Source organism: Planomonospora corallina (assembly GCF_042650625.1).
Taxonomy (GTDB): Bacteria; Actinomycetota; Actinomycetes; order Streptosporangiales; family Streptosporangiaceae; genus Planomonospora_B; species Planomonospora_B corallina.
Genome location: NZ_JBHSBM010000064.1, coordinates 11,635 through 37,877 on the forward strand (window position 1 = coordinate 11,635; position 26,243 = coordinate 37,877).

The following is a 26,243-nucleotide window of genomic DNA, read 5'->3' on the forward strand; positions in this document are numbered from 1 at the left end:
GATCCACCCCGCTCACGGCGCCCGGCCGAGCAGGTCCGCCGCCTCCTCGTCGGTGAGCCCGGACAGCTCCTCCAGCAGCAGATCCTCCACCGCCGTGGCGAGGGCCGCGACCGTGCGGTGGGTGAGCACCATCCGGATCGGCACCTCCAGTCCCGTCTCGGCGCGCAGCCGGGCCGCGATCCTGGTCGCCAGCAGCGAGTGGCCGCCCAGGGCGAAGAAGTCGTCGGACGCGCCGACGGCGGCGACGCCGAGCTGCTCGGACCAGATGGCCGCCACCAGGCGTTCCGCGTCGGTGCGGGGCGGCACGTGCACCGCCCGCGCGGCGCCGGCGCGCCCCGGATCGGGGAGGGCGGTGCGGTCGATCTTCCCCTGGGTGGTGAGCGGCAGCTCGCCGAGGTGCACCCACAGGGTCGGCACGAGGTGGCGGGGGAGGATCCCGGCGAGGTGGGCGCGGAGCTCGCCGGGGGAGGCCGCGCCGGTGACGTAGGCGACGAGGTCGTCACCGCGGGCGGTGACATGGGCCTGGCCCACCGCCGGGTGGGCGAGCAGATGGCTCTCGACCTCGCCGGGCTCGATCCGGAAGCCGCGGACCTTGACCTGGTCGTCGAAGCGTCCCAGGAACTCCAGCTGCCCGTCGGCGCGCCATCGGGCCCGGTCCCCGGTGCGGTAGCGGCGCGCGCCCGGCGGGCCGTACGGGTCGGGCACGAAGGCGGCGGCGGTGAGCGCGGGGCGGCCGAGATAACCGCGCGCCACCCCGGCCCCGCCGATGACCAGTTCCCCGACGGCGCCCGGCGGCAGGGGCTCGCCCCGCGCGTCGAGCACATGGACGGAGGTCGCCCCGACCGGCACGCCGATCGGCACCCTGGGGGCGGCCGTGCCGGGATCGCGGGGCCCGGCGCCCCCGGGGCCGGCGTGCTCCCCGGACCCCGCGGGTTCCGTGCGCCCCGCGAGGTCCGCCGCCGTGGCGATCACCGTGGTCTCGGTCGGGCCGTAGGTGTTGACGAGCCGGACGCCGTCGCCGAAGCGGGCCCGCCAGCGGCTCACGGCGGCCGAGGCGACCTGCTCTCCGCCGAGGATCACCAGGCGGAGGGCCGGCGGCCAGGCGATCGTCTCGATCTCCTCCACCATGCGGTGCCAGTAGGCGGTGGGCAGGTCCAGGACGGTGATCCCGCGGCTCGCGGGGGAGGCGAGCAGGTCGGGCAGGGTCGCGGCGCCCTCGGGCAGCAGCACCAGCGTGGCCCCCGCCGCGAGTGCGGGGAACACCTCCTCGACGTGCGCGTCGAAGCTCAGCGACGCGAACTGCGTGACACGGTCGCCGGGGGCGAGGCCGTACTCCCGCCGCATCCACCGCACGCGGGCGGCCACGCCGCGGTGCTCCACCAGCACGCCCTTGGGCGGTCCCGTGGAGCCGGAGGTGGAGATGACGTAGGCGGCGTCCGCGGGATCCGCCGTCCCGGGATCCGGTACGGCCCGCGCGACCGGGGCCGTCTCCGCGGGGTCGATCACGACGGCGGACTCCGGGCCGCCGCCCACGGTGATGAGGTACGCGGTCCCGTCACCCCGCCGGGCCAGATCCTCCAGGGAGGAGACGAGCCGTTCCTCCGGATCGTCCGGGTCGAGGGGCAGGTAGGCCGCCCCCGCGAGCCAGACCGCGAGGAGCGCGGTGACCGCCTCGATCGAGCGGGGCAGGCGGACACCGACGATGTCACCGCGCCCCACCCCGCGCAGGCGCAGGGCGGCGGCGAGCCGCTCCGCCCCGGCGTGGAGCTCGCGGTAGGTGACGGACCGGTCGCCGCAGACCACCGCGACGGCGCCGGGGAAGCGCCGTACGGCGTCGCCGATCAGCTCGGGCACCAGGGGACCGGGCTCTCCGGGCCCCTCAGGCCCCTCGGACTCCGCGGGTCGGCCGGACGCGGGGTGCTCCGCGGGTTCCGGGTGCTCCGCGGGCGCCGCCGCGCCGTCTCCGGCCAGCTCCCGGATCGCCGTGTGGTCGGCGGCGGTCCAGATCCGCAGCTCCGCGATCGGCACGGAGGGATCCGCCGCGATCGACTCCAGGAGGAGGGCGAAGCGGGAGGCCAGGCGCCGGATCGTCGCCGGCGCGACCATGCCGGGGTCGTGGCAGAACGACACGATCAGCTCGTCGCCGTCCCACCAGGCCTCGGTGAGCAGGTCGTTCTTGACCTGCCGGTAGCCGTCGGCGAACCCCGACACCGCCAGGTCGCCGAAGGGAGGGAGCACACCGTCGTTCTGGTTGTGCAGGATGAACATGGTCGGCATCAGCGCGCCCAGCGGGTGGTCGATCCGCTCGAAGGGGACCCCGGGCCGGCCGAGCGCCTCCAGCGCCTCGCTCCGGGTCCGGCCGAGCAGTTCGGTGAACGGGGGGTTCCCGCTCAGGTCGCCGCGGAGGACGACGGTCTGGGCGACGTACCCGACCAGCGGCTCCAGCTCGACCCGGTCGCGGCCCGCGACCGCCGTGCCGACCAGGACGTCCTCCTGCCCGGTGTGCCGGAACAGCAGCACCTGGTAGGCCGCCATCAGCACCGCGAACAGCGTGGTCCGCCGCTCCCTGGCCAGCCGGTCCAGCTCGCGCGTCACCGCGGCGTCCACCCGGACGTGGTGGAACGCGCCGTGCCCCGGCCGGACGTCCTCACGGAGCCGGTCGAAGGGCAGCTCGGGCGGCGGCGGGCCGGCCAGCTTCTCCTGCCAGTACGGCGCCGCCCGCTCGACCCTGCGGCGCTGCCAGCGCGCGTAGTCGCTCGGCTGCACGGGCAGCGGGCGCAACCGCGGCTCCCGTCCCCGGACCCGGGCCGTGTAGCAGGCGGCCAGGTCGTCGAGGAGCACGTTCAGCGACCACCCGTCGGCGACGATGTGGTGGAGCGTGAAGCAGAGCACGTGGTCGTCGCCGGCGAGCCTGATCAGCGTGACCCGCGCGGGCACCCCCGCGGCCAGGTCGAAGGGCGCGTTGACCCGCTCGGCCACCAGCCGCTCGGCCTCCCGCGGCCCGGCGGCCGTCAGCCGTTCGAAGGACAGCGGGCCCGGGAACCCGGGCGAGCCCGGCAGGCCGGCGGGCTCCGCGACCGCCCACGGCACGCCGTCCGCCTCCACGAAGCGGGTGCGCAGGCTCTCGTGCCGGGCCACCAGGTCGGCGAGGGCCTCGCGCAGCGCGTCCTCGCTGAGCGGGCCGTGCAGCCGCCGCACGATGAACACGGCGTAGGAGGCGTCGCCGGGGTCCATGCGGTGCAGGAGCCAGAGCCGCTCCTGGGCGGGGGAGAGCGGCGCCCTCATGCGCCCGGCGCCAGTTCGTCGAAGAGGGCCTCCAGGTCCTCCGCGCTGAGACCGTCCAGCTGGTCGCGGAGCGCGGCGATCTCGGCCAGGTCCAGGTCGTCGGGGTCGAGGCGGTCCATCTCCCGGGCGAGCCCCGCGACGGTGGGGTGCTCGAAGAGCAGCGCGATCGGCACCGCGACCGCGAAGCGCTCCTGGATCCTGGCGATGATCCGGGTGGCGGTCAGCGAGTGCCCGCCGAGGTCGAAGAAGTCGTCGTCGGCGCCGACCGGCTCGGTGAGGCCGAGCACCTCGGCCCACACGGCGGCTAAGTCGCACTCCAGGGCGCCCCGCGGCTCCCGGTAGGCGGCGGTCGCGGCCCTGGTCCACCGGGGGCGGGGCAGCGCCGCGCGGTCGAGCTTGCCGTTGGGCGTGAGCGGCAGGGACTCCAGCACGGTCAGGTGCGCGGGGACCATGTACTCGGGGAGGCGCCCGCGCAACCCCCGGCGGAGCTCGGGCCAGAGCCCGCCGGGTGCGGGGAGCGTCTCGGGGACGATGTGGGCCACCAGCCGGGGCAGCCCGTCCGGGCCCTCGCACGCGCTGACGGCGGCCTGCCGTACGCCGGGCAGGGAGCGCAGGACGGTCTCGATCTCGCCGAGCTCGATCCGGAACCCCCGGACCTTCACCTGCTGGTCGGCGCGGCCGAGGTACTCCAGGCGGCCGGCGGGCGTGATCCGGACGAGGTCGCCGGTGGCGTACATGCGGGCCCCGGGCCGGTCGGCGAAGGGGTCGGGGAGGAAACGGGCGGCGGTCAGCGCGGGCATGCCGTGGTAGCCCCGGGCCACCCCTGAGCCGCCGATGTGCAGCTCGCCCACCTGCCCGCCGGACACCGGAAGGCCGTCGGGGCCCAGGACGTACAACCGGGTGCGCGCGATGGGCTCGCCCAGGTCGACGGCCGCCGGAGACGGCGCGACGAGGCCCGCCGAGGACCACACGGTCGTCTCCGTCGGCCCGTAGACGTTCCACAGCCGGACCCCGCCCCCGTGCGGCCCGTCTCCCGCTCCGTCCCCGTGGGGCCCGTCCCCGGCGCCGTCCCCGTGCGGTCCGTCCCCGCCGGGCCCGCCGCCGAGCAGGGCGTCGGCGAGGTCGCGGGGGAGCGCCTCACCGCCGCACAGGCGGGTGCCGACCCCCTCCGGGACCCCGCCGGACTCCACCAGGATCCGCCAGCCCGCCGGGGTGGCCTGCATGACCGTGACCCCCTCGGCGACCGCGCGCTCCCGCAGGGCCCGGCCGTCCGCGGTCCCCGAGGCGATGACCACGCGCCCGCCGCAGGCCAGGGGGAGCAGCAGTTCCAGGACCGAGATGTCGAAGGACAGGGTGGTCACCGCGAGCCAGACGTCCCCGGGGGTCAGCTCCAGACGGGCCGCGAAGGATTCCAGCAGGTTGACCACCGCGCCGTGCGGGACCGCCACGCCCTTGGGCCGGCCGGTGGATCCTGAGGTGTACATCAGGTACGCCAGGTCGCCCGCGGCGGACGGGAGCGGGGCCGTACCGGTGGCGGAGGCGACCGCGCCGGCCGGGAGGGAGGCGACGCCGCCGGGGGAGATCTCGACCACCTCGGGCACGCCCTCCAGCAGGGCGCGGTCCACCCCGGGCTGGGTCAGCACCAGGCCGACCCCCGCGTCCTCGCGCGTCAGCGTGAGACGTCCGGCGGGGAAGGCGGGGTCGAGCGGGACGTACGCGCCGCCCGCGGCCCAGACGGCCAGCACCGCGACGGGTATCCCGCTGGTGCGCTCCAGGCAGAGTCCGACCGGGGTCTCGGGCCCCACGCCCCGCGTCCGCAGCACCGCCGCCAGGTCCTGCGCCCGCCGCCACAGCTCGCCGTAGGTCAGCTCGCCGTCGGGCGCGCGTACGGCGACCGCCTCGGGCGTGCGCTCGCACCACCGCCGGATCAGGTCCAGTGTCGTCCCCATGTGTCATTCGCCTTTCAGCCCGGTCGGCCCGGTCAGTGCGGAGAGTCGTAGGTCCGGGTCGGCCCCGGCGCGCGTCACCAGGCCGGTGAAGGCGGCGGCCACCCGCCGCGCCGTCCCGGCCGTGAACAGGTCGCTGCTGTACTCGAGGGACCCGCCCAGGCCTTCCGGCCCCCGGTACAGGTCCACGGAGATCTCGGCCCTGGTCCGGCCGGTCTCCGGCGGCGGGTACGCCTCCACGGCCAGGTCGCCCATCTCCGTGCGCAGCAGGTCGTCCTTGGGCAGGTTGTGCGTCAGGTTGAACATCGCCTGGCACAGCGGCGGCCTGCTCAGGTCGCGTGGGAGCCGGAGCGCCCCGAGGATCCGCTCGAAGGGCTCCTCGGCGTGCTGCAGAGCCCGCAGGGTCGCCGGGCGGACCCGGCCGAGCAGTTCCCGGAAGGAGGGGTCGCCCGACAGGTCGGCGCGGAGCGCGATGGTGTTGGAGAAGTAGCCGATGAGCGGCGCGAACTCGGTACGGCCGCGCCCCGCGACCGGCACGCCCACGCAGAAGTCGTCCTGCCGCGCCACGGCGCCGAGCGTCGCCTGGAAGGCGGCCAGCAGCGCCATGAACAGGGTGCTGCGCCGTTCCCTGGCCACCTGCTCGAACCGGGTGGTCTCCGCGTCCGGCACGTGCAGGTCCACCCGCCCACCCCGGCCCGTCCAGCGGGGCGGGCGCGGATGGTCGGCGGGCAGGTCGAGGACGGGCGCGCCCGCCAGCCGTTCCGTCCAGAACGCGAGCCTGGCCGGTCCCGCCCGCTCGGCCTGCCCGCGCTCCCAGGCCACGAAGTCGGCGTACCGCGCCGGCAGTTCCGGCAGCTCGGGCCGCCTGCCCTCGCGATGGGCCGCGTAGCACTCGCCCAGCTCCCGCATGAGGACGTTCAGCGACCAGCCGTCCGCGGCGATGTGGTGCAGCACGATGCACAGCAGCGCGTGCCGTTCCTCCAGCCGGATCAGCGCCGCCCGCATGGGAGGGTCGTGTTCCAGGTCGAAGGGCCGGTGGAACAGGGCGAGCACGGCCCCGTCGGGGTCGGCGCCGCCGTCGGCGCGTTCCAGGACGACCGGCTCGGGCGGCGGCACGCTCTGGACCGGCCGGTCGCCGTCCATGCGGTACCGCGCGCGCAGCACCTCGTGCCGCCCGGCGACCGCGGTGAGGGCGGCGGCCAGCCCGCCGGGGTCGACCGGGCCGCGCAGCCGCACGCACCACAGGATGTGGTTGCCGCTGTCCGCCGGGTCGAACCGGTTGAGGAACCAGAGCCGCTCCTGGCCCGAGGAGAGGGGCAGGCCACCGGCGGCCGCTGCGGTCATCGCGCGGCGCAGGGCCTCGCGGCGGGCGGGAGGCAGGGCGGCCAGGCGCCGCAGCAGCTCCTGCCGCCGGTCCTGCCCGGCGCCGGGAGCCTGCCCGGACGAGAGGGCCTGCCCGGCGGGGACCCGCTCGCTCGGCGATTCCCGCTCCTCCGGAGGAGCCTGCCCGGTCAAAGCGCCCGGTTCCTGACGCTGAGCGGCCGCATGTCCGTCCACACCGCCGCGATGTGGTCCAGGCACTCCTGCCGGGAGCCCTCGAACCCGGTGGCGGTCCATCCCCGCGGCGGCTCCCTGTCAGGCCACCAGATGGAGTACTGCTCCTCGTCGTTGACGACCACGCGCATGGGACCGTCCGTCATCTCATCTCCTCGGGTAGGGCGTCGGTGAGGCCGCAGATCTCGGCGACCCGGCCGAGCGGCACCTCCTCGGTCACGCAGCGCACCAGCAGCGTCTCCACCCCCCGCAGCAGCGCGTAGGTGGTGGCACGCGGCAGGTAGGCGGTGTCGGTCAGCAGGTGGAGCCGGCAGGTGTGGGTGGCGGGTCCGGTGGCGAAGAACACCTTCGCGTCCACCTCGGCCCAGGCGCCGACGAAGAAGGTCCTCGTCCGCCCGGTGAGCGCGGCCGGGTCCAGGGTGGCCTGGGCGGGCAGGTTCGGCCAGTCGGGGACGGTGCGCACGTCGTTGAAGTAGGCCGACAGGTCGGCGGGCCCGACCTCCTCGCGCAGCGCCATCATCGCGTACGGCTCGTAGTGCGCGTGCCGGTAGGTGACCAGCGCCTGCCGGTGCCCGGCCCGGGCGGCGTCGGCGAACGTGCCGCCGGGCAGGTCGAGCACGAACAGGCCGTCCTGTACGGCGGTGCCCACCATGTCGCGGAGCCGCACGTCGTGCCGGTTGCCCACGATGAACTGCATGACCGCCGTGCCGCGGCCGGTCAGCGCGGCCAGCAGCACGGCGCTCGCCGTCAGCAGCACGCTGGTGGTGCTGATCGACCAGCGTTCCGCCAGCACCCGGGCGGCGGCGGCGACGGCGGCCGACTCCATGCCGACCCTGACGAACCGCGGATCCTCCGGCGTGCCCGGCGGGTGGTCGAACAGCGTCCCGGGCGCCCGCTCCAGCGCCGACCGCCAGTGGCGCAGGGCCCGCTCGGCGCGCTCGGCGCCCTTGTCCGACCCCTCGAAGGCGGCCTGGTCCATCGGCTGCCACGCGGGTGGCGGCAGTTCCTCCCCGGCCAGCAGCCGCCGCCACTCGGCGGCGAGCAGGTCGAGCGCCCACGCGTCGACGGCCAGGTGGGACAGGGCCATCGCCAGCGCCCTCGGCCGCCCGTCGGCCATGACGACGGCGCACCGCAGGGGCAGCTCGGCGGCGTAGTCGAAGCCCTCTGCGGCGAGTTCGGCGGCGAGCTCCGCGGCGGCCTGCCGGGGCGGGGCGCCTGCCGCGTCGACCATCCCGACGGTCAGCCGCCCGCCGGACGCGATCCGCTGGACGGGCCCCTCCGGGGTCTGGTGGCAGGTGGTCCGGAGGGACTCGTGCCGCCCGATGAGCGTTCCCAGCGCCCGCAGCACGGTGCCGAGGTCCGGCCTGCCGGGGACGGGGAGCACCCACGGCGTGTTGAAGTAGGGGTCGCCGTCCTCCAGCCACCGGGTGATGCGCCAGATCGACCGCTGCCCCCAGGTCAGCGGGGCCTCGCCGCCGCGGTCCCCGCTGAACTCCACCGGCACCGGGCGCAACCGGGTGAGGGGCGGCCCGGTCATCGCGGCGCCGCCCGCCGGTCGGCGATGTGGGCGGCCAGCCCGTCCAGGGTGTCGAGGACGGCCGGGCCGTCCAGCTCGACGCCGAACTCCTCCTCCACCGCGTCGATCAGCCGCAGATGGGCGAGGGAGGTGACGCCCAGGGCGGTCAGCGAGCCGGAGGCCGCCATGACCTCCTCGACGCCGAGGTCGCCGTCGCTCGCGCGGGAGACCAGCTCGGCCAGGCGCCGCCTCAGCACGCCTCCTCCCGCAGGCGTTCGACGTCGGCGGCGACACCCGCGGCGGTCGGGGTGTCGATGAACACCTCGAAGGAGAGCTCCACACCCATCCGGTCGCGCACCCTGGCGATGATCTGCGTGATGGACAGCGAGTGGCCGCCGAGGTCGAACAGGTCGTCGTCGGGGGTGATGTCGTCGAAACCGAGGACCTCGCGCCAGATCTCCAGGACCTCGTCCACCACCGGGGATCCGCCCGCGGAGGCGGCCCCGGCGGGAGCGGTTCCGGCGGTGGAGGCGGCGGTGGAGACGGGCCCGGCCCCGGCGCCCGGCGCCGGAACCGTCCCGGACGCGGTGCCCGGCGCGGCCTGCTGCCGGGGCGGGAGCGGCAGCTCGGTGATCAGCGCGTCGGGGCGGGCCGCGACGGCGCGCAGCAGGGCCGTCAGGTGCCCGGCCACGGCCTCGCAGGAGGCACGGTCCAGGCAGCCGGGGTCGAACCGCAGGTGGGCGGTGACCCCGTCCGGGGCCTCCACGACCTGCAGGTGCAGCGTCCCCCTGACGGCGCCGGCGGGCATCGTCCACTCGACCCGCGAGCCGAGGCCGGGGAAGAGGGGATCCTCGCCGCGCCTGCGGTAGCTCAGCGAGACCGGGGTGAGCGAGGCGCGGGGCGAGACGCCGCCCAGGGCCCGCGCGACCGGCACCTCCCTGAACCGGTACGCCGCGCGCAGCTCGTCGCGGACCGACCGGGCGAAGGCGGCGAACGTCCCGTCCGGTGCGGACGTCCCGTCCGGCGAGGCGGTCACCGGGAGCTCGTTGACGAACATCCCCACCTGTTCCCGCGTCCGCTCGGTCCGGGTCGAGACGTCCACGGACACGGTGGCAGGGGTGTTGCCGTAGCCGTACAGCAGGGTGTGCAGCGCGGCCAGCAGCAGCTCGAAGCGGGTGACGCCGATCCGCTCGGCGGCCGGGCCGAGCGCGGCCCCCGGGCCGGAGCCGAGGGCGACGTCCACCGTGCCGCCGGGGGCGGCGCGCAGCGACACGCGCCGCAGCCCGGGGAGGAGCAGCCCGCCCCCGTCGTTCCAGCGGGGCCGCCAGAACTCCGCCGCGGCCGCCAGCTTCGCCGCCACGCGGTCGTGCTCGCCGGCCGCCGCCTCGCCGTGGGAGGTCGCCGGCGGGGCCGGGAGGGAACCTCCGTAGGCGGCGGCCAGGTCGTGCAGGAGGAGGTCCTTCGACATGCCGTCGAAGGCGGCGTGGTGGGCGACGACCAGCAGGAGGTGACGCTTGGGCTCCAGGCGGAACAGCGCGAACCGGGCGAGCGGCCCCGCGGACAGGTCGAAGGGGCGGGCCACCTCCGCGTCGACGGCGGCGGGCACGTCGCCCTCGGCCACGTCCGCGACGGTGAAGGGCGGCCCGGCCGCGCCGGGGACGAGCCGCAGCTCGCCGTCCTCCTCCACCAGCGCGGCGGCGAGAACGGGGTGCCGGGCGGCGACGGCGGCGCAGGCGTCCCGCAGCGCGGCCTCGTCCAGCGGCCCTTCCAGGTGCACGGCGAGCGGCAGGTGGTGGGCGGCGCCCCCGCCCGCACCCGTCCGCTCGGTGAGCCACAACCCGTGCTGGGCGAGGGAGGCCCGCTCCCGGGTCACCGATGATCGCATGACGTCACGCACCTTCCGTTCGTGCCTGGGCCGCGGGGCCGCCGAGCAGCTCCCGCAGACGCCCCTTGATGACTTTTCCGGACTGGTTCCTGGGCAGCGCGTCCATGACCAGCACCCGTTCGGGCAGCTCGTGCCGGGCCAGCCGGTCCATCAGGAAGGCGCGCAACTCGCCGGTGGAGAGGTCCGCGGAGCGCGGCACGACCGCGGCGGCGAGCACGGCGCCCAGCACCCGGTGCGCGACGCCGACCACCGCGGCCTCCTTGACCTGCGGATGCTCGTACAGCGCGGCCTCCACCTGGAGCGTCGAGACCTTGAACGCGCCGGTCTTCACGACGTCGCTCTCCCTGTCCTCCAGATAGAGGTAGCCGTCGGCGTCGAGGCGTCCGACGTCCCCCATCCGCACCCAGCCGTCCCGGAACGTCTCGGCGCCGGCCTGGTCGTCGCCGTAGTAGCTGCGGGTGGCGGGGGAGCGCAGCCAGATCTCGCCCGTCTCGCCGGGCGGCAGCGCGCGGCCCTCACGGTCGGCGACGCGCAGGGCGCCGCCGAAGGCCGGACGGCCCAGCGCGGCGGGCCTGGCCGGGTCGTAGATCATGATCGTCTGGGCGGGGGCCGCCTCGGTGGAGGTGTAGTAGTTCGTCACCGTGGCGTTGGGGAAGGCGGCGGCCAGCCGCGCGGCCAGCGCCGGGGGGAGGGCCGCGGCGGACGAGCCGAGCAGCACGACACCCGACAGGTCGTGGCGCTCGTGCAGTCCCGCGTCGAGCAGCTCGATCGCCATCGCGGGCACGACGAACACGGTGCCGGCCCGGTACGACTCGATCAGCCGGGCGAACCTGCCCGGGGTGAACCGCGCGGGCGTCAGGACCGTGGGATGCGCGTCCAGAGCGTTCATGAGCATCGTCTGGCCGGCGTTGGTGCCGATCGGGAAGGCGTGCAGCAGGTGCTCGGAGTGCCGGAAGCGGCGCCGGTTCCGCCGGGTCTCGCAGCCGTGGACGAGGTTGGCGTGGCAGGCGCTCACGCCCTTGGGCCGCCCGGTGGTGCCCGAGGTGTAGAGGATCTGGGCCGGGTCGCCCGGGCGGACCCGGACGCCGGTGGGCCCTTCGCCGCCGTTCTCCAGGTGCGCGAGGGGCACCGCGGGGTACGGCCCGGCGGGCGGGGTCAGTCCCTCGGAGTGCACCACGAGGGAGGCCGAGCAGTGGCCGAGCATGTACCCGGCCTCCGGCGCGGCGAGGCGGTCGGAGAGCGGCACGGCCACCGCGCCGGCCTTCTGCGCGGCGCAGTAGGCGACGGCGAAGCCGGTCCAGTCCCCGCTCCCGAACAGCAGCCCGACCCGGTCACCGGGGCGCACTCCCAGGCCGAGCAGGCCGTGGGCGGCCGCGTCCGAGCGCCGCTCCCACTGCTCGAAGGTGAGCGCCTGCCCGCCCGCCACCTCCATCGCGGTCCGCCCCGGATCCTGGGCGGCGCGCAGCCGCAGCAGGTCCGGCACGGTCCGCACCGCCACAGGTGTGCCCGTCATCGCAGTTCCCTCTCCAGGTGCGGGGAGCGCCCGCCCGCGCCGCCGTTCACGCCGCTGTCATCCGCAGCGCCGCCGTCCGCGCCGCCGCGCGCCCGGCCCCGGCGCGCCAGGGCGGCGGATCCGAGCACGTCGTCGGGGAGGGAGTCCACCGCCTCCCGGTCGAAGCGGGCCAGCGAGCGCAGGCGCAGCGCCACACCGGCGATCACCACGATCATCACGGCGCAGATCACGTACATCAGCCCGATGCCTCGCCCGGGACCGGTGCCCAGGAGCGTCCCCAGGGCGGGGGCGAGCGGCCCGTCCGGCGTCATGAGCGGCTCCAGCACGGCCGAGGCGTACGGCGCGACCAGGCCGAGGCCGATCGGCGTGGTGGACCACGCGATCATCGTGTTGAGCGCGAACACCCGCCCGTGGAACCGCTGCGCCACCTTGACCTGGACGATCGTGGCGTAGATCCCGTTCACCAGAGTGAGCGCCATGCCCATGCCGAAGGCCCCCGCCCCGATGACGAGCAGGTCCGCCCGCACCCCCGTGACCAGGCAGCACAGGCCCAGGGCGAGCGTGAACAGCAGCATGCCGCGCACCCGCAGCCGCCGCGGCCCGCCCCACACGCTCATCACCAGGCCGCCGAGGAACACGCCCAGCCCCGAGGCGAACGAGACCCGCCCCACGTCGCCGAGCGTCCCGAACGACAGCACCAGCGGAGAGATCATCAGGAACAGCGGCGAGAGGAAGACGTTGAGGACGGCGAAGAAGAGCAGCATGTTCCGGAAGCCGCGGTGCCCCCACGAGTAGCGGAAGCCCTCGACGATCTCGGCGGTCACCGTCTCCCTGCGCCGGTGGGCCATGGTGCGGGGGAAGCGCACGACCAGCAGCACGCCCATGGCGAACAGGTAGCTCACCACGTCCAGGACGAGGATGCCCTCCAGGCCGATGCCCGCCACCAGTCCGGCGGCGGCCAGCGGAACGATCAGCTGGGAGACGCCGGTGACCATCTGGTTGACGCCGTTGGCGTGGCCCAGGTACTGCTTGGGCACCAGCTGCGGGATGGCCGAGCCGTAGGCCAGGCGCTGGAAGGTGAGCGCGACGGACAGGCAGATCAGGAGCGGATAGATGTGCCAGATCTGCAGGTTCCCCGTCCAGAGCAGGACGCCGAGGGCGAGCTGGGTGCCGAAGGCCGCGACGTCGCCGCAGAACATGACCTTCCTGCGGCTGACCCGGTCGACCACCGCTCCCGCGAGCGGTGCGACCAGCAGGCCGGGGACCAGGCCGAGCACCGCGAAGAGGGCGAAGTCGGCGACGGAGCCGGTCGTCAGGTAGATCCAGATCGGGACGGCGAACTCGGTGAGCGCGGAGCCGGTGATCGAGACGAGCTGGCCGGAGGCGACCGCGAGGAACCGCCTCATGCTGGGCTCGGGTCCCGGCGTCCGCGAGGCGTCCGCGGAGTGGGTGACGTCATGCGAACGCGAGACGCCGCCCAGCCACCAGGTCGTGCCGTCCTCCTCGCGCGGCGCCGGTCCGGCGGCGGGCCCTCCGGCGGCCGATCCCGCGGCCGGTTCCAAGGCGGGTCCCGCCGCCGGACCCGCGGCCGGTCCCGCGGCGGGTCCTTCCGCCGGTCCCTCCGCGGCGAGGTGCGCGGTGGTGATGATCTCGGCCAGTTCCCCGGCGCGGTAGCGGACGAAGAAGTGGCCCGCCTCCTCCAGCACCACCAGGACGCTGGTCGCGGCCAGGAAGTGCCACTCGCGGTAACGCTCCTCGTAGTACTCGGTGGCCGGGTCGCGCTCCCCGGCGATCGTGACCAGGGGCGCCCGCAGCCGTGCGGTCCCGCCGTCGAGCAGGCCGGTGAAGTACCGTTCGGCGTGCTCGGCCTCGGCGCGCATGGTGCGCACGATGTGGAGGGCCTGCTCGGGGGTGAGCTCGCTGAGGTCCACTCCCATGGAGGCCAGCCAGTTCCCGTAGGCCCTGTCGGAGGCGACGGCGGAGGCGCGCGCCAGGCGGGAGAGCGCGTTCATCACCCGGCCGCGGGGCCGTGCGAACGGGAAGGCCGCCCCGATGTAGACGGCCTCCGGCACCCGGCCGGCCGCCTCGAGGCGCCGGGCGACCTCCACGGCCAGGGCCGAGCCCACACTGCTGTGGCCGTAGACCACCACGGGACCCGTCACCCGTTCCAGGACCTCGGCCGCGCAGCGGGCGGCGAGCTCGTCGAAGGGCAGCGGGTCCTCGGCCAGGCCCACGTCATGCCCGGGTACGGCCAGCGAGAGCAGCCGGTGCCCCTCGGGCAGGACGTCGGCCAGCGGCTGGTAGACCACCGCGCTGCCGCCGCCGTACGGGACGCAGACGTAGGTGAGCACGCACCGGTCCTGCGGGAGCGGAGGGGTGAGCTCGTGCAGCAGGCGGCGGGGCCGCCGGGCGTCGGCGGGGGTGTCGGCCAGGGCGGCGAGCCCGCGGACGGTGGGGTGTCTGAACAGGTCCATCAGGGAGACGCCCGCGCCGAGCGCGCGTCGCATCCTGGCGATCACCTGGGTGGCCAGCAGGGAGTGGCCGCCCAGCTCGAAGAAGCCGTCCTCGGCGCCGACGCGCTCGATCCCGAGCACCTGCGCCCAGATGCCGGCGATCGCCTGCTCGGTGGGCGTCGCGGGGTCGACGTGGCCGCCGCCGCCGAACTCGGGGGCGGGCAGCGCGGCCCGGTCCAGCTTGCCGTTGGGCGTCAGCGGCAACCGGTCCACGACCGTCACGGCGGCGGGCACCATGTGGGCGGGCAGGGCCCGCGCCGCGTGCTCGCGCAGCTCCGGCCCCAGCCCGGCGCCGGCCGCCGGGGCGCCGGCCGCCGGCACCACGTAGGCCAGCAGGTTGCCCCGTTCGGCGAGGACCACGGCCTGGGCGACCGCGGGGTGCGCCAGCAGGCAGGACTCGATCTCACCGGGCTCGATCCGGTACCCGCGCACCTTGACCTGGTCGTCGGCGCGGCCGAGGAACTCCAGCTCCCCGTCGGACCGCCAGCGGGCGCGGTCGCCGCTGCGGTAGAGGCGGCCGCCGCCGTACGGGTCGGGGACGAAGCGCTCGGCGGTGAGGCCGGGCCGGCCGAGGTAGCCGCGGGCCAGCCCGGCCCCGCCGATGTACAGCTCGCCCGGGACCCCGACCGGGGCGAGCCGTCGCCGCTCGTCCAGCACGTAGAGGGAGGTGGCCGCGATGGGCCTGCCGATCGGCGGACGCCGGTCCCCCTCCAGCAACTCGGCTGCGCTGGCGATGACCGTGGCCTCGGTGGGGCCGTAGGTGTTCAGCAGGCGTACCCGGCCGCCGAAGTGCCGGTGCCACGCCGTCACGGCCGCCGCCTGCGCCTGGTCGGCGCCGAGGATGGTCAGCCGCAGGCCGGGCGGCCAGTCCACGGTGTCCAGGTCGGTGACCAGTTCGTGCCAGTAGGGCGTGGGCAGGTCCAGCACGGTCAGGTCCCTGGCGTACGGCGTGGCCAGGAAGTCCGGCAGGAGCTCCCCGCCTCCGGGCAGCAGCACGAGCGTCGCCCCGGCGGCCAGGCAGGGATAGATCTCCTCGGCGTGGGTGTCGAAACTGACCGTGGCGAACTGGAGCACCCGGTCGTCCGGGGTGAGGCCGTAGGCCTCCCGCATCCAGCCCACGCGGGCCGCCAGCGCCCCGTGCTCGACCACGACGCCCTTGGGCCGTCCCGTGGAGCCGGAGGTGTAGATGACGTAGGCGGCACGGCCGGGATCGGGGGCGGGCAGCGGGTCCGGTGTGCCCGCGGGGAGCACGCCGTCCACGCAGAGCACCCGGTGCGGCCCGTCCGGCAGGCGCTCGCGCAGCGCCGTGGTGGTGAGCACCACCCGCGCGCCGCTGTCGCCGAGCATGGCGGCCTGGCGCGACGCCGGGTAGGCCGGGTCGAGCGGCAGGTAGGCGCCGCCGGCCTTCCAGACGGCCAGCAGGGCCGCGAGCAGGTCGGGGGAGCGGTCCATCGCCACGGCGACCACCGATTCGGGGCCGGCTCCCGCCGCGCGCAGCGCCCGGGCCAGGACGTCGGCGCGCGCGTCCAGCTCGGCGTAGGTGAGCGTCCGGCCGGCGCAGGTCACCGCGGGGGCGCCGGGGCAGGCCGCCACCGCGGCGGCGAGCAGCTCGGGAACCGTCTCCGCGGCGGGCGGCGCGGTGTCGACGCTCCACTCCAGGAGCTTCCGGCGTTCGTCCCCGGAGAGCAGGTCGATCTCCGACAGCCGCAGGCCGGGCTCGGCGGCGACGGCGGTGAGCAGCCGGATGAAGCGGCCGGCGAGGGCGGCGACGGTGCCGCGGTCGAACAGGTCGGCGGCGTACCCGAACATCAGGCTCAGCCCGTCCGGGGTCCGCCAGGCGTCGAGGGACAGGTCGAACTTGGCCGCCGTGTACCCGGTGTCGAACCCGGCGATCTCCTCGATCCCCCGGCCGGCGGAGGCCTCGGGGGTCCCGAGGGGCGCGGCCCGCCGGTCGTTCTGGGTGTGCAGGACGAACATCGTCTGGAACAGCGCGGAGCGGCTGAGGTCGCGCTCGACGCGCAGTTCGCCCATCACCTGCTCGAAGGGGATGTCCTGGTGGTCGAAGGCGTCGAGCACCGCGGCGCGGGTGCGGTCGAGGAGCTCACGGAACGCCGGGTCGCCGGACAGGTCGCCGCGGAGCACCAGTGTGTTGAGGAAGAAGCCGATGAGCGGTTCCAGCTCCATCCGGTCCCGCCCGGCGATGGGGGACCCGACGCAGACGTCCTCCTGCCCGGTGTGCCGCGCGAGCAGAGTCTGGTAGGCCGCGAGCAGGGCCATGAACAGCGTCGCGCCGTGCCGGGCGGCCAGCTCCTCCAGGGCCGCGGCCGGCTCGGCGCCGAGCGTGACGGTGACGACGCCGCCGCGGGAGGAGTGCACGGCCGGCCGGGGGCGGTCGGCGGGCAGTTCCAGCACGGGCGGGTCGGCCAGGCGGGCGGTCCAGTACGCCAGGGACCGGCCGGCCGCCTCCTCCGTCAGCCGCTCCCGCTGCCAGGCGGCGAAGTCGGAGTACTGCACGGGCAGCGGGGGCGGTTCGTACGCCGGGCCCGAGCCGTACCGGGCGGCCAGCTCCTCGGCGAAGATGTTCAGCGACACCCCGTCGGCCACGATGTGGTGGCAGACCACGCAGACCACGTGGTCGTCCTCGCCCAGGCGCAGCACGCTGACCCGCAGCAGCGGGGCCTCGGCCAGGTCGAACGGGGTGCCGGTACGCCGGGCGACCGCCGCGCGCGCCCACTCCTCGGGCGGGGGCGCGCCCGGTCCCGCCTCGGCGTGGTCGAGGAATTCGACGGGTACGGCGGCGTCCGGGACGACCTCCTGCACCGGTGCGCCGTCCTCGGCCCGGAAGCGGGTGCGCAGACTCTCGTGCCGCTCGGCGACGGCCGCCACGGCGCTCCGCAGGGCGTCCAGGTCCAGCCTGCCCCGCCACCGCTGCGCCAGGCACATGTTGAACGCCGCGTCACCGGGGTCGAGCTGGTCGAGGAACCAGATCCGCTCCTGGCCGAACGTGAGCGGCGCGGGCGTGCCGGTGGGGCGGCGCGGGATCGGCGCGGCCGCCGCGCCCGCGCCGCCGCGCAACCGCTGCAGCAGCAGGGCGCGCTTGGCGGGACTCAGCGTGGAGACGCGCGAGTCCTGCTCATCGAGCATGGTCTTCTCCCTCACATCGGGATGAACCCGCCGGGGACGAGGCGGTCGAGGGTGGCGGACATCTCTCCGTCGAGGGGTCGCCCGAAAAGCGTGGGAACGCTCCCACTGCGGAGCAGGGTAGGGATGGGTGATCGAAGGCGTCAAGGAGTCGCCCTGGCATTGCCCGCGCCTCAACCGCCTGGCCTGGTGTTTCTCCGAATCACGCCGGAGGGCTGCGGCGAATGCGGATGCGCCGCCTCCCGGATTCCTTGACACTCCCGTGGCGCCTGTCTAGTTTTGAGGCGTTTTCCGGGCTAGTGGGAGCGCTCCCGCAGCGATTTACGTCCCATTTAATCAGCATTTGTCTGCTTTGATTTGCGTTGTCCGATGAAGGAAGACCTGTCATTTCCATGACCGGCCCGGGGTCTCTGTGACCGGTGCCGGGCATCCCTGACCGGCGGCCCGGTGCCGCACGTCGCCATGGGCGACTACGCGCCGGTCCTCGTCGGCGCGGTGGCCCTCACGGTCGCCACGGGGAAGGCCGTGCCGGGTCCAGGCTGAGGGCGTACAACCGGGCCAGATCGTCAAGGCGGTAGTGGACCCGGCCGGTCCGGCCGGAGCCGGTCACCGAGGCGAACCGGGCCTCGACGAGGGCGTCGAGGCGGTCGCCGGCGGCGGCGTGGTCGAGACCGCAGACGGCGGCGGCGGTGCCGACCGAGAACTCGACCGGCCCCAGCCTGGCCAGCGTGGACAGCGTCTGCCGGGCCTCTTCCCCCAGCCGGTCGTGGCTCTGCTCCAGGCCGTCCCGCACGGTCAGGTCCCCGATGCTCAACTCGCTCAGCCGACGGCGCTCGTCGCGCAGCAGGGCGGCCAGTTTGACGAGCGGCCAGTGGGGACGGGCGGCCAGCCGGGCGCCGCAGATGCGCACCGCCAGGGGCAGCCCGCCGCACAGGTGGACCAGCTCGCTCGCGGCGTCGGGCTCGGCGGCCACCCGCTCGGGCCCGATGATGCCCGCCAGCAGCTGAACGGCGTGGTCCACGCGGAGCCGGTCGAGGTCCACGGCCTTCGCGCCGCCGACGGCGCCCATCCGATGCCGGCTGGTGATGAGCACCGAGCAGGTGGCGGAGCCCGGGAGCAGCGGTCTCACCTGTGTCTCCTGGGCGGCGTCGTCCAGGACGACCAGGAGGCGGAGGCCGTTGACCAGGCTGCGGTAGAGGGCCGCGCGTTCGGCCGGGTCGTCCGGGACGTCGTGTTTGCCGACCCCGAGTGCCCGCAGGAACCGTCCGAGCACGCGGGCGGGGGACTCGGGGACGGCGGTGGTGCCCCGCAGATCGGCGTAGAGCTGGCCGTCGGAGTAGGCCGGCGTCAGCCGGTGGGCGACGTGCACGGCCAGGGTGGTCTTGCCGACTCCGGCGGGGCCGGTGATGCTCGCGACCAGCGTGGCCGGTCGCGTCGGGTCGTCCAGCAGGCCGCCGAGATGATCGAGGAGCGCGGCGGTCGCCTTGTCACGACCCGCGAAGTCGGCGATGTCGGCCGGAACCTGGTGGGGGACGAGCCGGTGCCCCCGCCCCTTGCCGGAGGAGGGATCCGCCGAGGGAGGTCGCGGGGGGTCCTGGGCGAGCACGGTGAAGTGGGCACGCTGCACCTCCGCGCTGGGAGCGACGCCCAGCTCGTCGGCCAGCCGCGACCTCAGCCGCTCGTACTCCATGAGCGCCTCGGCGGGCCGGCCGCAGGCGGCGTAGAGCTCGATCAGGCGCGCGTGCAGCGGCTCGTCGAACGGCCGTGACCAGGCCAGGGCGCGGGTTCTGGGCAGCAGCAGGTCGGGAGCCTGGAGTGAGATGGCGAGCGCGGCCAGCCGCTGGAGGCATACGGCGTGGTCGTCGTCGAGCGCCCGCACCGCCGGATCCTCGCGTATTTCGTCGGGAGCGCCGTCCAGGACGGGGCCGCGCCACTGCTCGAGCGCGCTCATCAGGGCGGCCATGCGCTGGTGGGGGTCGAGCCCGGCGGCATCGGAGTCGGCGGCCAGTGCGGCGCGGAACCGGGCGGCGTCGATGCAGTGGTCCGGCAGGCGCAGCCGGTAGCCGCCGTCGGCGCGGTCGATGGACGCCACACCGCGGGCTTCGTCGTGCAGCCAGGAACGCAACCGCGACACGGCGGTGCGCAGGGCGGTCGTGCTGCCGGCGCCGGGACCCCATACCTGCTCCAGCAGCCGTCCTTCGGCGACGGCCTCGCCGTTGTGCAGCAGGAGGACGGCCAGGAGCATACGAGGGTGACGGGCGGGCAGTGCCACCGTCACCCCGTGCGAGGTGAAGCGTAACGGTCCAAGGACCTGGAAGTCGTGAACGGGAACAGCCTCGTCGGTGGTCATGCCTGTTTCTCCGCCTTGGACCTGCGTGAGATCGTCACGGGAAGGTCACTCTTAGCGACATATTGCCGCGATTGCGGCTTTTGCAATCTTACGGCTAATGATCGGAAATGTCCGGCCCATAGCGTTCCCTGTGTCAGTGGGCCGCGAGACGCGCCTCAGGGGACGGGCGGGGTGACGCCGGATGGCGGCGGATCCAGATCGTGAGCAAGGTGCGGGAATTCCGGTAATGCAACATATTGTAACCAGCCGATTCCTCGACGTCGTAAGTGGAAGTTCCGACCGTATTGCGGTGTATTCAGGTGATTCGCCGTTGACTTACGCGGAGCTGGCTCTGACGGCGGGTGGGATCCAGCGACTCATCGCCGCGGCGGGGGGACACGGGGGAGCGCGCGTCGGCCTGCTGCTCGGCCACGACGCGAGCACCATCGCCGCGATCATGGGCACCCTGCTCTCCGGCTGCGCCTACGTCCCGCTGGATCCCTCGTATCCGGCGCCGCGGCTGGCCTACATGCTCGGCGACGCCGATGTGGCCGTACTGGTCACGACCCGCGAACACGAGACGCTCGCCCGCACCCTCCTCGGCGACCGGCGCCGCCGGCCGGTCCTCGTCGAGGACGCGACGCCGGCGACACCGGTGGCCGCGCCGGCCGAACCGGACGGCCTCGCCTACCTGCGATACACCTCCGGATCCACCGGCAGGCCCAAAGGGGTGGCGCAGAGCCACCGCAACCTGGCGCACTGCGTCGGCAACCAGGTCGAAAGCCTGTCGATCACTTCGGGCGACCGGCTCAGCCTGCTCGCCTCGATCAGCTTCGACGCCTCCGTGCCGGACATCTATCCCGCGCTGCTGACCGGCGCGACCCTGGTGCCGGTCGACGTCCGCACCCTCGGACCGGGCGAGCTGGTACGCCTCCTGGCCGACCGGGAGGTGACCGTCTACCACTCCACCCCGACGCTCTACCGGTACGTGCTCGACGCCCTCGGACCGGACGGACGACTGCCCTCCGTGCGCGCCGTGCTGCTCGGCGGGGAGCGCGTGACCAGGTCCGACGTGGTCGCGGGCCGGGGGCGTTTCGCCGACGGCTGCCTGTTCGTGAACGGCTACGGCGCGACCGAGGCCACCTTCGTCACGCACCACCGGACCACTTTCGACTCGCCCGAGTTCGCCGCGGACGCCGCGCCGGACACGGAACCGGCGACCGGCCCCGGTTCACCGGCCGATCCGCCGGCCGGCCCCCTCGTGCCGATCGGCCGTCCGCTGCCGGGCTACGAGGTGGTGCTGCTGAACCCCGACGGGGACGAGGGCGAGATCGCCGTCCGCAGCCCTCACCTGGCGCTGGGCTACTGGCGGGATCCGGAGCGCACCGCCGAGCGGTTCACCACCGACGACGACGGCGGGCGGATCTACCGCACCGGGGACCTCGGCCGGAGGCTGCCCGACGGCACCCTGGTCTGCCTGGGCAGGTTGGACCGGCAGATCAAGGTGCGCGGCTTCCGCGTCGAACCGGCCGAGGTGGAGACGCACCTGACGGGACGGCCCGGGGTGGCCAGAGCCGTGGTCACGCTCCACGGCGACCGGCTCGTGGCCCACGTCCAGCCCTCCGCGGGGGCGAGCCTGGACCCGGCCGCCCTGAGGCGGACCGCGGCCGAGACCCTTCCGGACCACCTGGTGCCCGCGGTGATCGTCGTGCTCGACACGATGCCGCTCACCCCGACCGGCAAGGTGGACGTCCGGGCCCTGCCCGCGCCCGAGACCGCCCGCCCGGGCGAGCGCCCGGCCACACCCGCCGAGACCTCGGTGCACGACGCCTGGTGCGACGTGCTCGGGGTGACCCGGGTCGGGGTGAGCGAGCCGTTCTTCGACGCCGGCGGGCACTCCCTGCTGCTCGGACGGCTCCAGCAGCGGTTGACCGCCGTGTTCGGCACGCCGGTGCCGATGATGGCGCTGTTCGAGCACACCACGGTGCGGGCGCAGGCCGCCTTCCTGTCCGATCCACCGGCCGCGGACCCCGCCACCGGCGCCGGCCCTCTCGCCACCGGCACGACCGGCGGCCCCGGCGCCCCCGGCGGCTCGGGGGATCCCGGCGATCCCAGCGATCTCGGTGACCCCGACGACCCCGACGACCTCGGTGAGGCCGGCGACGACATCGCGGTGGTCGGCCTGGGCTGCCGCTTCCCCGGCGCGCCCGACCCGGCGGCGTTCTGGTCCGTGCTGTCCGACGGGGTGGACGCCGTCCACGACTACTCCGACGCGGAACTGCGCGAGCTGGGCATCGGGGCGGCGCTGCTCGCCGATCCCGCGCACGTGAAGGCCGGAGGAAAGCTGGACGGGGTGGAGGACTTCGACGCGGAGTTCTTCGGATTCACCCCCGACGAGGCGGCCCGCACCGACCCGCAGCACCGGCTGTTCCTGGAGACGGCGTGGGAGGCCCTGGAGGACGCCGGATACGACCCGGAACGGTTCGACGGCCAGATCGGCGTGTTCACCTCCGCCTCCGCCAACCGGTACTTCCTGTTCCACCTGTTCGGCAACCCCGCCGCGGGCGCCCCCGACGACCCCGACGACTGGGAGGGGCGGATCCTGCCCCACCAGGGCTCCGACCACCTGCCGGGGCAGGTCGCCTACCGGCTCGGCCTGACCGGACCGGCGATCGCCGTGCAGACCGCCTGCTCCAGCTCTCTGGTCGCGGTGTGCACGGCAGCCCAGAACCTCGCCGACCACCGCTGCGACCTGGCCCTCGCCGGCGGCGTCACGGTCACCTGGCCCCGGCACCGGCACACCCCCGGCGGCATGGTCTCCCCCGACGGCCGGTGCCGGGCGTTCGACGCCGCGGCCGACGGGTCCGGATTCTCCAGCGGCAGCGGCGTAGTGGTGCTGAAACGGCTCGCCGACGCCGTCGCCGACGGCGACCACGTGTACGCCGTCATCCCCGGATGGGCGGTCGGCAACGACGGCGCCGCCCGGGCCGGCTTCGCCGTACCGGGTCTGACCGGGCAGGCGGCCACGGTGGCCGAGGCCCTCGGCGACGCGGGGATCCCCCCCGACGAGATCGGCATGGTGGAGGCGCACGGCAGCGGCACGCCGCTGGGGGACGCCATCGAGGTCGAGGCGCTGACCCGGGCCTTCCGCGCGGCCGGCGCCCGGGGCACCGGTTACTGCGCGCTGGGCTCGGTCAAGACCAACATCGGCCACACCGACGCCGCCTCCGGAATCGCGGGGCTCATCAAGGCGGTCCTGTCGGTACGGCACGGGCGCATCCCCGCCAACCTGCACGCCGACTCGCCCCACCCGCAACTCGGCCTGGAGCGCGGGCCGTTCTACCTGCCCGCCAAGACGACGCACTGGCCGGACGGCCGCAGGAGGGTGGCCGGGGTCAGCGCGATCGGCATCGGGGGGACCGGCGCGCACGTCCTGGTGGCCGAAGCGCCGCCGCAGCCCGCTCCGGCGCCCGTCCCCGGCGCCCGGTACCTGCTTCCGGTCTCCGCCCGTTCGCCCCGGGCGCTCCGCGCCGCGATCGTACGGCTCCGCGACCACCTGGCCGCCCACCCGGACCTGCCGATCGCCGACGTGGCGCACACCCTGACGGCGGGACGCCGTTCCTTCGCCCACCGGGTCGTCGTGGAATGCGGCGACCTCGCCGAGGCGATCGCGGCGCTGGACCCCGACCGGCTGCTCTCCCCGGCCGGAACGCCGGAGACGCCGGAGACATCGGAGATGCCGCCTTCCGGCCCGGCCGCCCCGGGACGGCGGATACCGCTGCCCACCTACCCCTTCCAACGGCAGCGCCACTGGATCGACCCGCCGGGAGGCACCCGATGACCACCTTGACGGCCCGCTGGTTCCGGTGCCCGCGGCCACTGCCCCAGGCGGGGCTCCGGCTGTTCTGCCTGCCGTACGCCGGCGCGGGCGCGGGCGTGTTCCATCCGTGGCCCGCCGCCTTCGCCCCCGACGTGGAGGTGCTGGGGGTCCAGCCGCCGGGAAGGGAGAACAGGATCGCCGAACCGGCCGAGATCGACCTGGACGAGCTGACCGCCGCGGTCGCCGACGCCGTGGCCGCCGACGGACGCCCCTACGCGCTGTACGGGCACTCGCTGGGCGCGCGGCTCGCGTTCGAGGTGGTGCGGCGGCTGCGCCGGGCCGGTGCGCCGCTGCCGGCGCGGTTGTACGCGGGCGCCGCACGCGCGCCGCACCTGCACGGATCCGGTGCGTTCGACGGGCTCTCCCGCGTCTCCGACGACGAACTGGTGGCCCGTGTCGTGGCCGGGGGCGGCGTGCCCGAGGCGGTCGCCGGCGAGCCCGAGCTGCTGGAGCTGCTGCTGCCCGCGCTGCGGGCGGACTTCGCCTGGCTGGACGGCTACGAGCACCGTCCCGAACCGCCGCTGCCGGTGCCGATCGTGGCCTTCGCCGGCGCGCTCGACCACGCGGTCCGGGAGGAGCAGGCGGCCGGCTGGGAGCGGCACACCACCGCCGGGTTCGTCCTGCACCGCATCGACGGCGGCCACTTCTTCCTCCACGACCGGCTGGCGGAACTGGCCGCCCTGCTGAGAGCGGACCTGATGGCCGCGGATGGTGCGCGATGACGAAGGTGAAGCTGGGGGAGACCGGCTGGTCGGTGTGGTCGGACGCGTTGCTGCGCACCACGGGTTTTCCCGCCGACGGGCTGGAGGCGTTCGCGGCGCCGGCGGCGGCGGAGGCGGCCGACGAGCTGCTGGCCGGCCGGGGTGAGGCGGGGGTGTTCGACAAGGCGCTGGCCGAGGCGGTCGCGGCGGGGGCGAGGAGGATCTGGGAGATCGCTGCGGATCCGCTGTTCCGTGAGGCGGTGACCTGGCAGAACCCCGGGGTGCTGGTGGCGTTGGACGGGATCGTCGCCGGGGGGCCGGAGGCTCGCCGCAATGTGCGGCGGCGGGACCGTGAGCGGGCGGTGGTCCGTTACTGGCAGCGGTACTGCGCCAAGAACGAGACGATCGGTTTCTTCGGTCCGGTCTGCTGGGTCGGCGTCGGCGGCGGCGCGGGTGCCGGTGCGGGTGCCGGGCGGGCGGTGGACGTCCAGGTGGGGCCGGGGTTGCTGCGTGAGCGGCGGGTGTTCCTGGAGGGCTGGGCGCTGGCCGCCTACGCCGACCACCTGGCCGCCGATGCGCGGGTGCGGCGCTGGTGGCCGCCGATGCTGCTGCCGCATCTGACCGTGCGGGAGCGGTCGCTGGTGCGGCCGTTGCAGCCGCCGCTGGCGTTGTCGCCTGTGGAGGCAGCGGTGCTGGCGCGCTGCGACGGCCGTACTGCGGCGGTGGAGGTGGTGGCCGGGCTGGATCGTCCGGAGGACGGCTACCTGCTGCTGGAGCGGCTGGTGGAGCGGGGGCTGATCACCTGGGATGCGGCGCTGCCCATCGGGCGTGAGGCGGAGGAGGTGCTGCGGGACCGGATCGCCGCGATCGAGGATGCCGGGCTTCGCAAGGAGGCTTCGGCGGGGCTGGAGCGGTTGTGCGCGGCGCGTGAGGCCGTCGCCGCCGCGGCGGGCGACCCCGAGGCGTTGAAGCGCGCCCTGGCCGGGCTGGACGAGGAGTTCACGGCGCTGACCGGCGCGGTGCCGCGGCGTCGCGACGGGCAGATGTACGCCGGCCGGACGCTCTGCTACGAGGACACCACCCGCGACCTCGACGTCACCGTCGGCGCGGCCCTCCTGGACGCCGTCGCGGCGCCTCTCGCGATCACGCTGACCGCCGCCCGCTGGCTGACCGCCGAACTCGCCGGCGCGGGCGAGACGATCCTGCGCGAACTCCACGACGAACTGCGGGGGGACGGCGACGGCCCGGTCCGCCTGGCCGACCTGTGGTATCTCGCCCAGGGGCTGCTGTTCACCCCCGGCGCGGGACCGTTCCGCGCGGTGTCGGAGGATTTCACCCGGCGCTGGGCCGAACTGATCGGTGTACGGCCCGCCGCCGAGGGCGGTGCCCGTGTCCGGCTGTCCGCGGCGGATCTGGCCGAGGCGGTGGCGCGGCTCTTCCCCGCCCGGCGGCCCGGCTGGTCCACCGCCCGGTTGCACAGCCCCGACCTGCAGATCTGCGCCACCGGCGTCGAGGCGATCGACCGCGGCGACTACCAGGTGGTCCTCGGCGAGCTGCACCCGGCGTGGACGCCGTTCGACAGCGCGCTGTTCAGCCCGTTCCACCCCGATCCCGATCGGCTCCGCGTCCACTACGACCTCGATCTGGGACCGGACCGGATCCGGATCCTGTATCCGGAGGACTACCCCCGCAACACCGGCCGCGCCGCTCACGGCCTGGCCGGCCCCGGAGACCGGCAGCTGGGCGTCGACAGGGCCCGGGGCGCCGACCCGGACCGGCTGCTGCCCGCGACCTCGGTCATGGTCTCGGACGAGGACGGCGAGCTGGTCGCCACGGCGCCCGACGGGCACCGGTGGCCGCTGATCGAGATGTTCGCCGGGATGCTCAGCACGCAGTTGATGGACGCGTTCAAGCTCGCTCTGCCCGTCCCGCACGCTCCCCGGATCACCATCGACCGGCTGGTGATCGCCCGGGAGACCT

The 26,243-nt window shown here is 75.1% G+C and carries 13 protein-coding genes; 3 read left to right on the forward strand and 10 right to left on the reverse strand.

Features of this window, described 5'->3' with window-relative positions:
- Positions 1-12 precede the first annotated feature (12 nt).
- The 10 genes from ACFOWE_RS31580 to ACFOWE_RS31625 all read right to left on the reverse strand — a co-directional run bounded on the left by ACFOWE_RS31580 (position 13) and on the right by ACFOWE_RS31625 (position 19,598).
- Positions 13-3,285: an amino acid adenylation domain-containing protein gene (locus ACFOWE_RS31580; protein ID WP_377294344.1), complete on the reverse strand. Its 3,273-nt coding sequence runs from the start codon at positions 3,283-3,285 to the stop codon at positions 13-15.
- Complete coding sequence (locus ACFOWE_RS31585) at positions 3,282-5,234, reverse strand: non-ribosomal peptide synthetase (RefSeq protein WP_377294346.1); 1,953 nt, start codon at positions 5,232-5,234, stop codon at positions 3,282-3,284. The genes ACFOWE_RS31580 and ACFOWE_RS31585 overlap by 4 nt, the downstream gene beginning before the upstream one ends.
- A 3-nt stretch (positions 5,235-5,237) precedes the next feature.
- Positions 5,238-6,746, reverse strand: coding sequence for a condensation domain-containing protein (locus ACFOWE_RS31590; RefSeq protein WP_377294348.1), 1,509 nt, complete (start codon positions 6,744-6,746; stop codon positions 5,238-5,240).
- Entirely contained in the window at positions 6,743-6,931 is a 189-nt protein-coding gene (locus ACFOWE_RS31595; protein ID WP_377294350.1) for an MbtH family protein, read from the reverse strand. Before ACFOWE_RS31595 ends, ACFOWE_RS31590 begins: the two co-directional genes overlap by 4 nt.
- The gene (locus ACFOWE_RS31600) at positions 6,928-8,322 is read right to left on the reverse strand and encodes a condensation domain-containing protein (RefSeq protein WP_377294352.1); all 1,395 of its coding nucleotides are present in this window, start codon (positions 8,320-8,322) and stop codon (positions 6,928-6,930) included. Before ACFOWE_RS31600 ends, ACFOWE_RS31595 begins: the two co-directional genes overlap by 4 nt.
- Positions 8,319-8,558: an acyl carrier protein gene (locus tag ACFOWE_RS31605; RefSeq protein ID WP_377294354.1), complete on the reverse strand. Its 240-nt coding sequence runs from the start codon at positions 8,556-8,558 to the stop codon at positions 8,319-8,321. The genes ACFOWE_RS31600 and ACFOWE_RS31605 overlap by 4 nt, the downstream gene beginning before the upstream one ends.
- Positions 8,552-10,186, reverse strand: a complete 1,635-nt coding sequence (locus tag ACFOWE_RS31610; protein WP_377294356.1) for a condensation domain-containing protein — start codon at positions 10,184-10,186, stop codon at positions 8,552-8,554. Before ACFOWE_RS31610 ends, ACFOWE_RS31605 begins: the two co-directional genes overlap by 7 nt.
- A 4-nt stretch (positions 10,187-10,190) precedes the next feature.
- Positions 10,191-11,699, reverse strand: a complete 1,509-nt coding sequence (locus tag ACFOWE_RS31615) for a class I adenylate-forming enzyme family protein (protein ID WP_377294358.1) — start codon at positions 11,697-11,699, stop codon at positions 10,191-10,193.
- Positions 11,696-17,356 (reverse strand): non-ribosomal peptide synthetase/MFS transporter, encoded by a 5,661-nt coding sequence (locus ACFOWE_RS31620; protein ID WP_377294360.1) that lies wholly within the window; start codon positions 17,354-17,356, stop codon positions 11,696-11,698. The genes ACFOWE_RS31615 and ACFOWE_RS31620 overlap by 4 nt, the downstream gene beginning before the upstream one ends.
- A gap of 499 nt (positions 17,357-17,855) precedes the next feature.
- The gene (locus ACFOWE_RS31625) at positions 17,856-19,598 is read right to left on the reverse strand and encodes an AfsR/SARP family transcriptional regulator (protein ID WP_377294362.1); all 1,743 of its coding nucleotides are present in this window, start codon (positions 19,596-19,598) and stop codon (positions 17,856-17,858) included.
- A gap of 331 nt (positions 19,599-19,929) precedes the next feature.
- Here ACFOWE_RS31625 and ACFOWE_RS31630 point away from each other — a divergent pair, with 331 nt between their 5' ends.
- From ACFOWE_RS31630 to ACFOWE_RS31640, 3 genes are all read left to right on the forward strand, one after another.
- Complete coding sequence (locus tag ACFOWE_RS31630) at positions 19,930-23,523, forward strand: amino acid adenylation domain-containing protein (RefSeq protein WP_377294368.1); 3,594 nt, start codon at positions 19,930-19,932, stop codon at positions 23,521-23,523.
- A complete protein-coding gene (locus ACFOWE_RS31635; protein ID WP_377294364.1) occupies positions 23,520-24,284 on the forward strand; it encodes a thioesterase II family protein in 765 nt (254 codons plus the stop codon). Before ACFOWE_RS31630 ends, ACFOWE_RS31635 begins: the two co-directional genes overlap by 4 nt.
- On the forward strand, positions 24,281-26,243 hold a 1,963-nt coding region (locus ACFOWE_RS31640; protein ID WP_377294366.1), incomplete at its 3' end, for a lantibiotic dehydratase. The genes ACFOWE_RS31635 and ACFOWE_RS31640, both read left to right, overlap by 4 nt.

Coding starts and splice junctions, on each gene's coding strand:
- ACFOWE_RS31580 (WP_377294344.1), bottom strand. CDS start 3,285: ATGAGGGCGCCGCTCTCCCCCGCCCAGGAGCGGCTCTGGCTCCTGCAC.
- ACFOWE_RS31615 (WP_377294358.1), bottom strand. CDS start 11,699: ATGACGGGCACACCTGTGGCGGTGCGGACCGTGCCGGACCTGCTGCGG.
- ACFOWE_RS31625 (WP_377294362.1), bottom strand. CDS start 19,598: ATGCTCCTGGCCGTCCTCCTGCTGCACAACGGCGAGGCCGTCGCCGAA.
- ACFOWE_RS31635 (WP_377294364.1), top strand. CDS start 23,520: ATGACCACCTTGACGGCCCGCTGGTTCCGGTGCCCGCGGCCACTGCCC.
- ACFOWE_RS31630 (WP_377294368.1), top strand. CDS start 19,930: ATGCAACATATTGTAACCAGCCGATTCCTCGACGTCGTAAGTGGAAGT.
- ACFOWE_RS31620 (WP_377294360.1), bottom strand. CDS start 17,356: ATGCTCGATGAGCAGGACTCGCGCGTCTCCACGCTGAGTCCCGCCAAG.
- ACFOWE_RS31595 (WP_377294350.1), bottom strand. CDS start 6,931: ATGACGGACGGTCCCATGCGCGTGGTCGTCAACGACGAGGAGCAGTAC.
- ACFOWE_RS31610 (WP_377294356.1), bottom strand. CDS start 10,186: ATGCGATCATCGGTGACCCGGGAGCGGGCCTCCCTCGCCCAGCACGGG.
- ACFOWE_RS31600 (WP_377294352.1), bottom strand. CDS start 8,322: ATGACCGGGCCGCCCCTCACCCGGTTGCGCCCGGTGCCGGTGGAGTTC.
- ACFOWE_RS31585 (WP_377294346.1), bottom strand. CDS start 5,234: ATGGGGACGACACTGGACCTGATCCGGCGGTGGTGCGAGCGCACGCCC.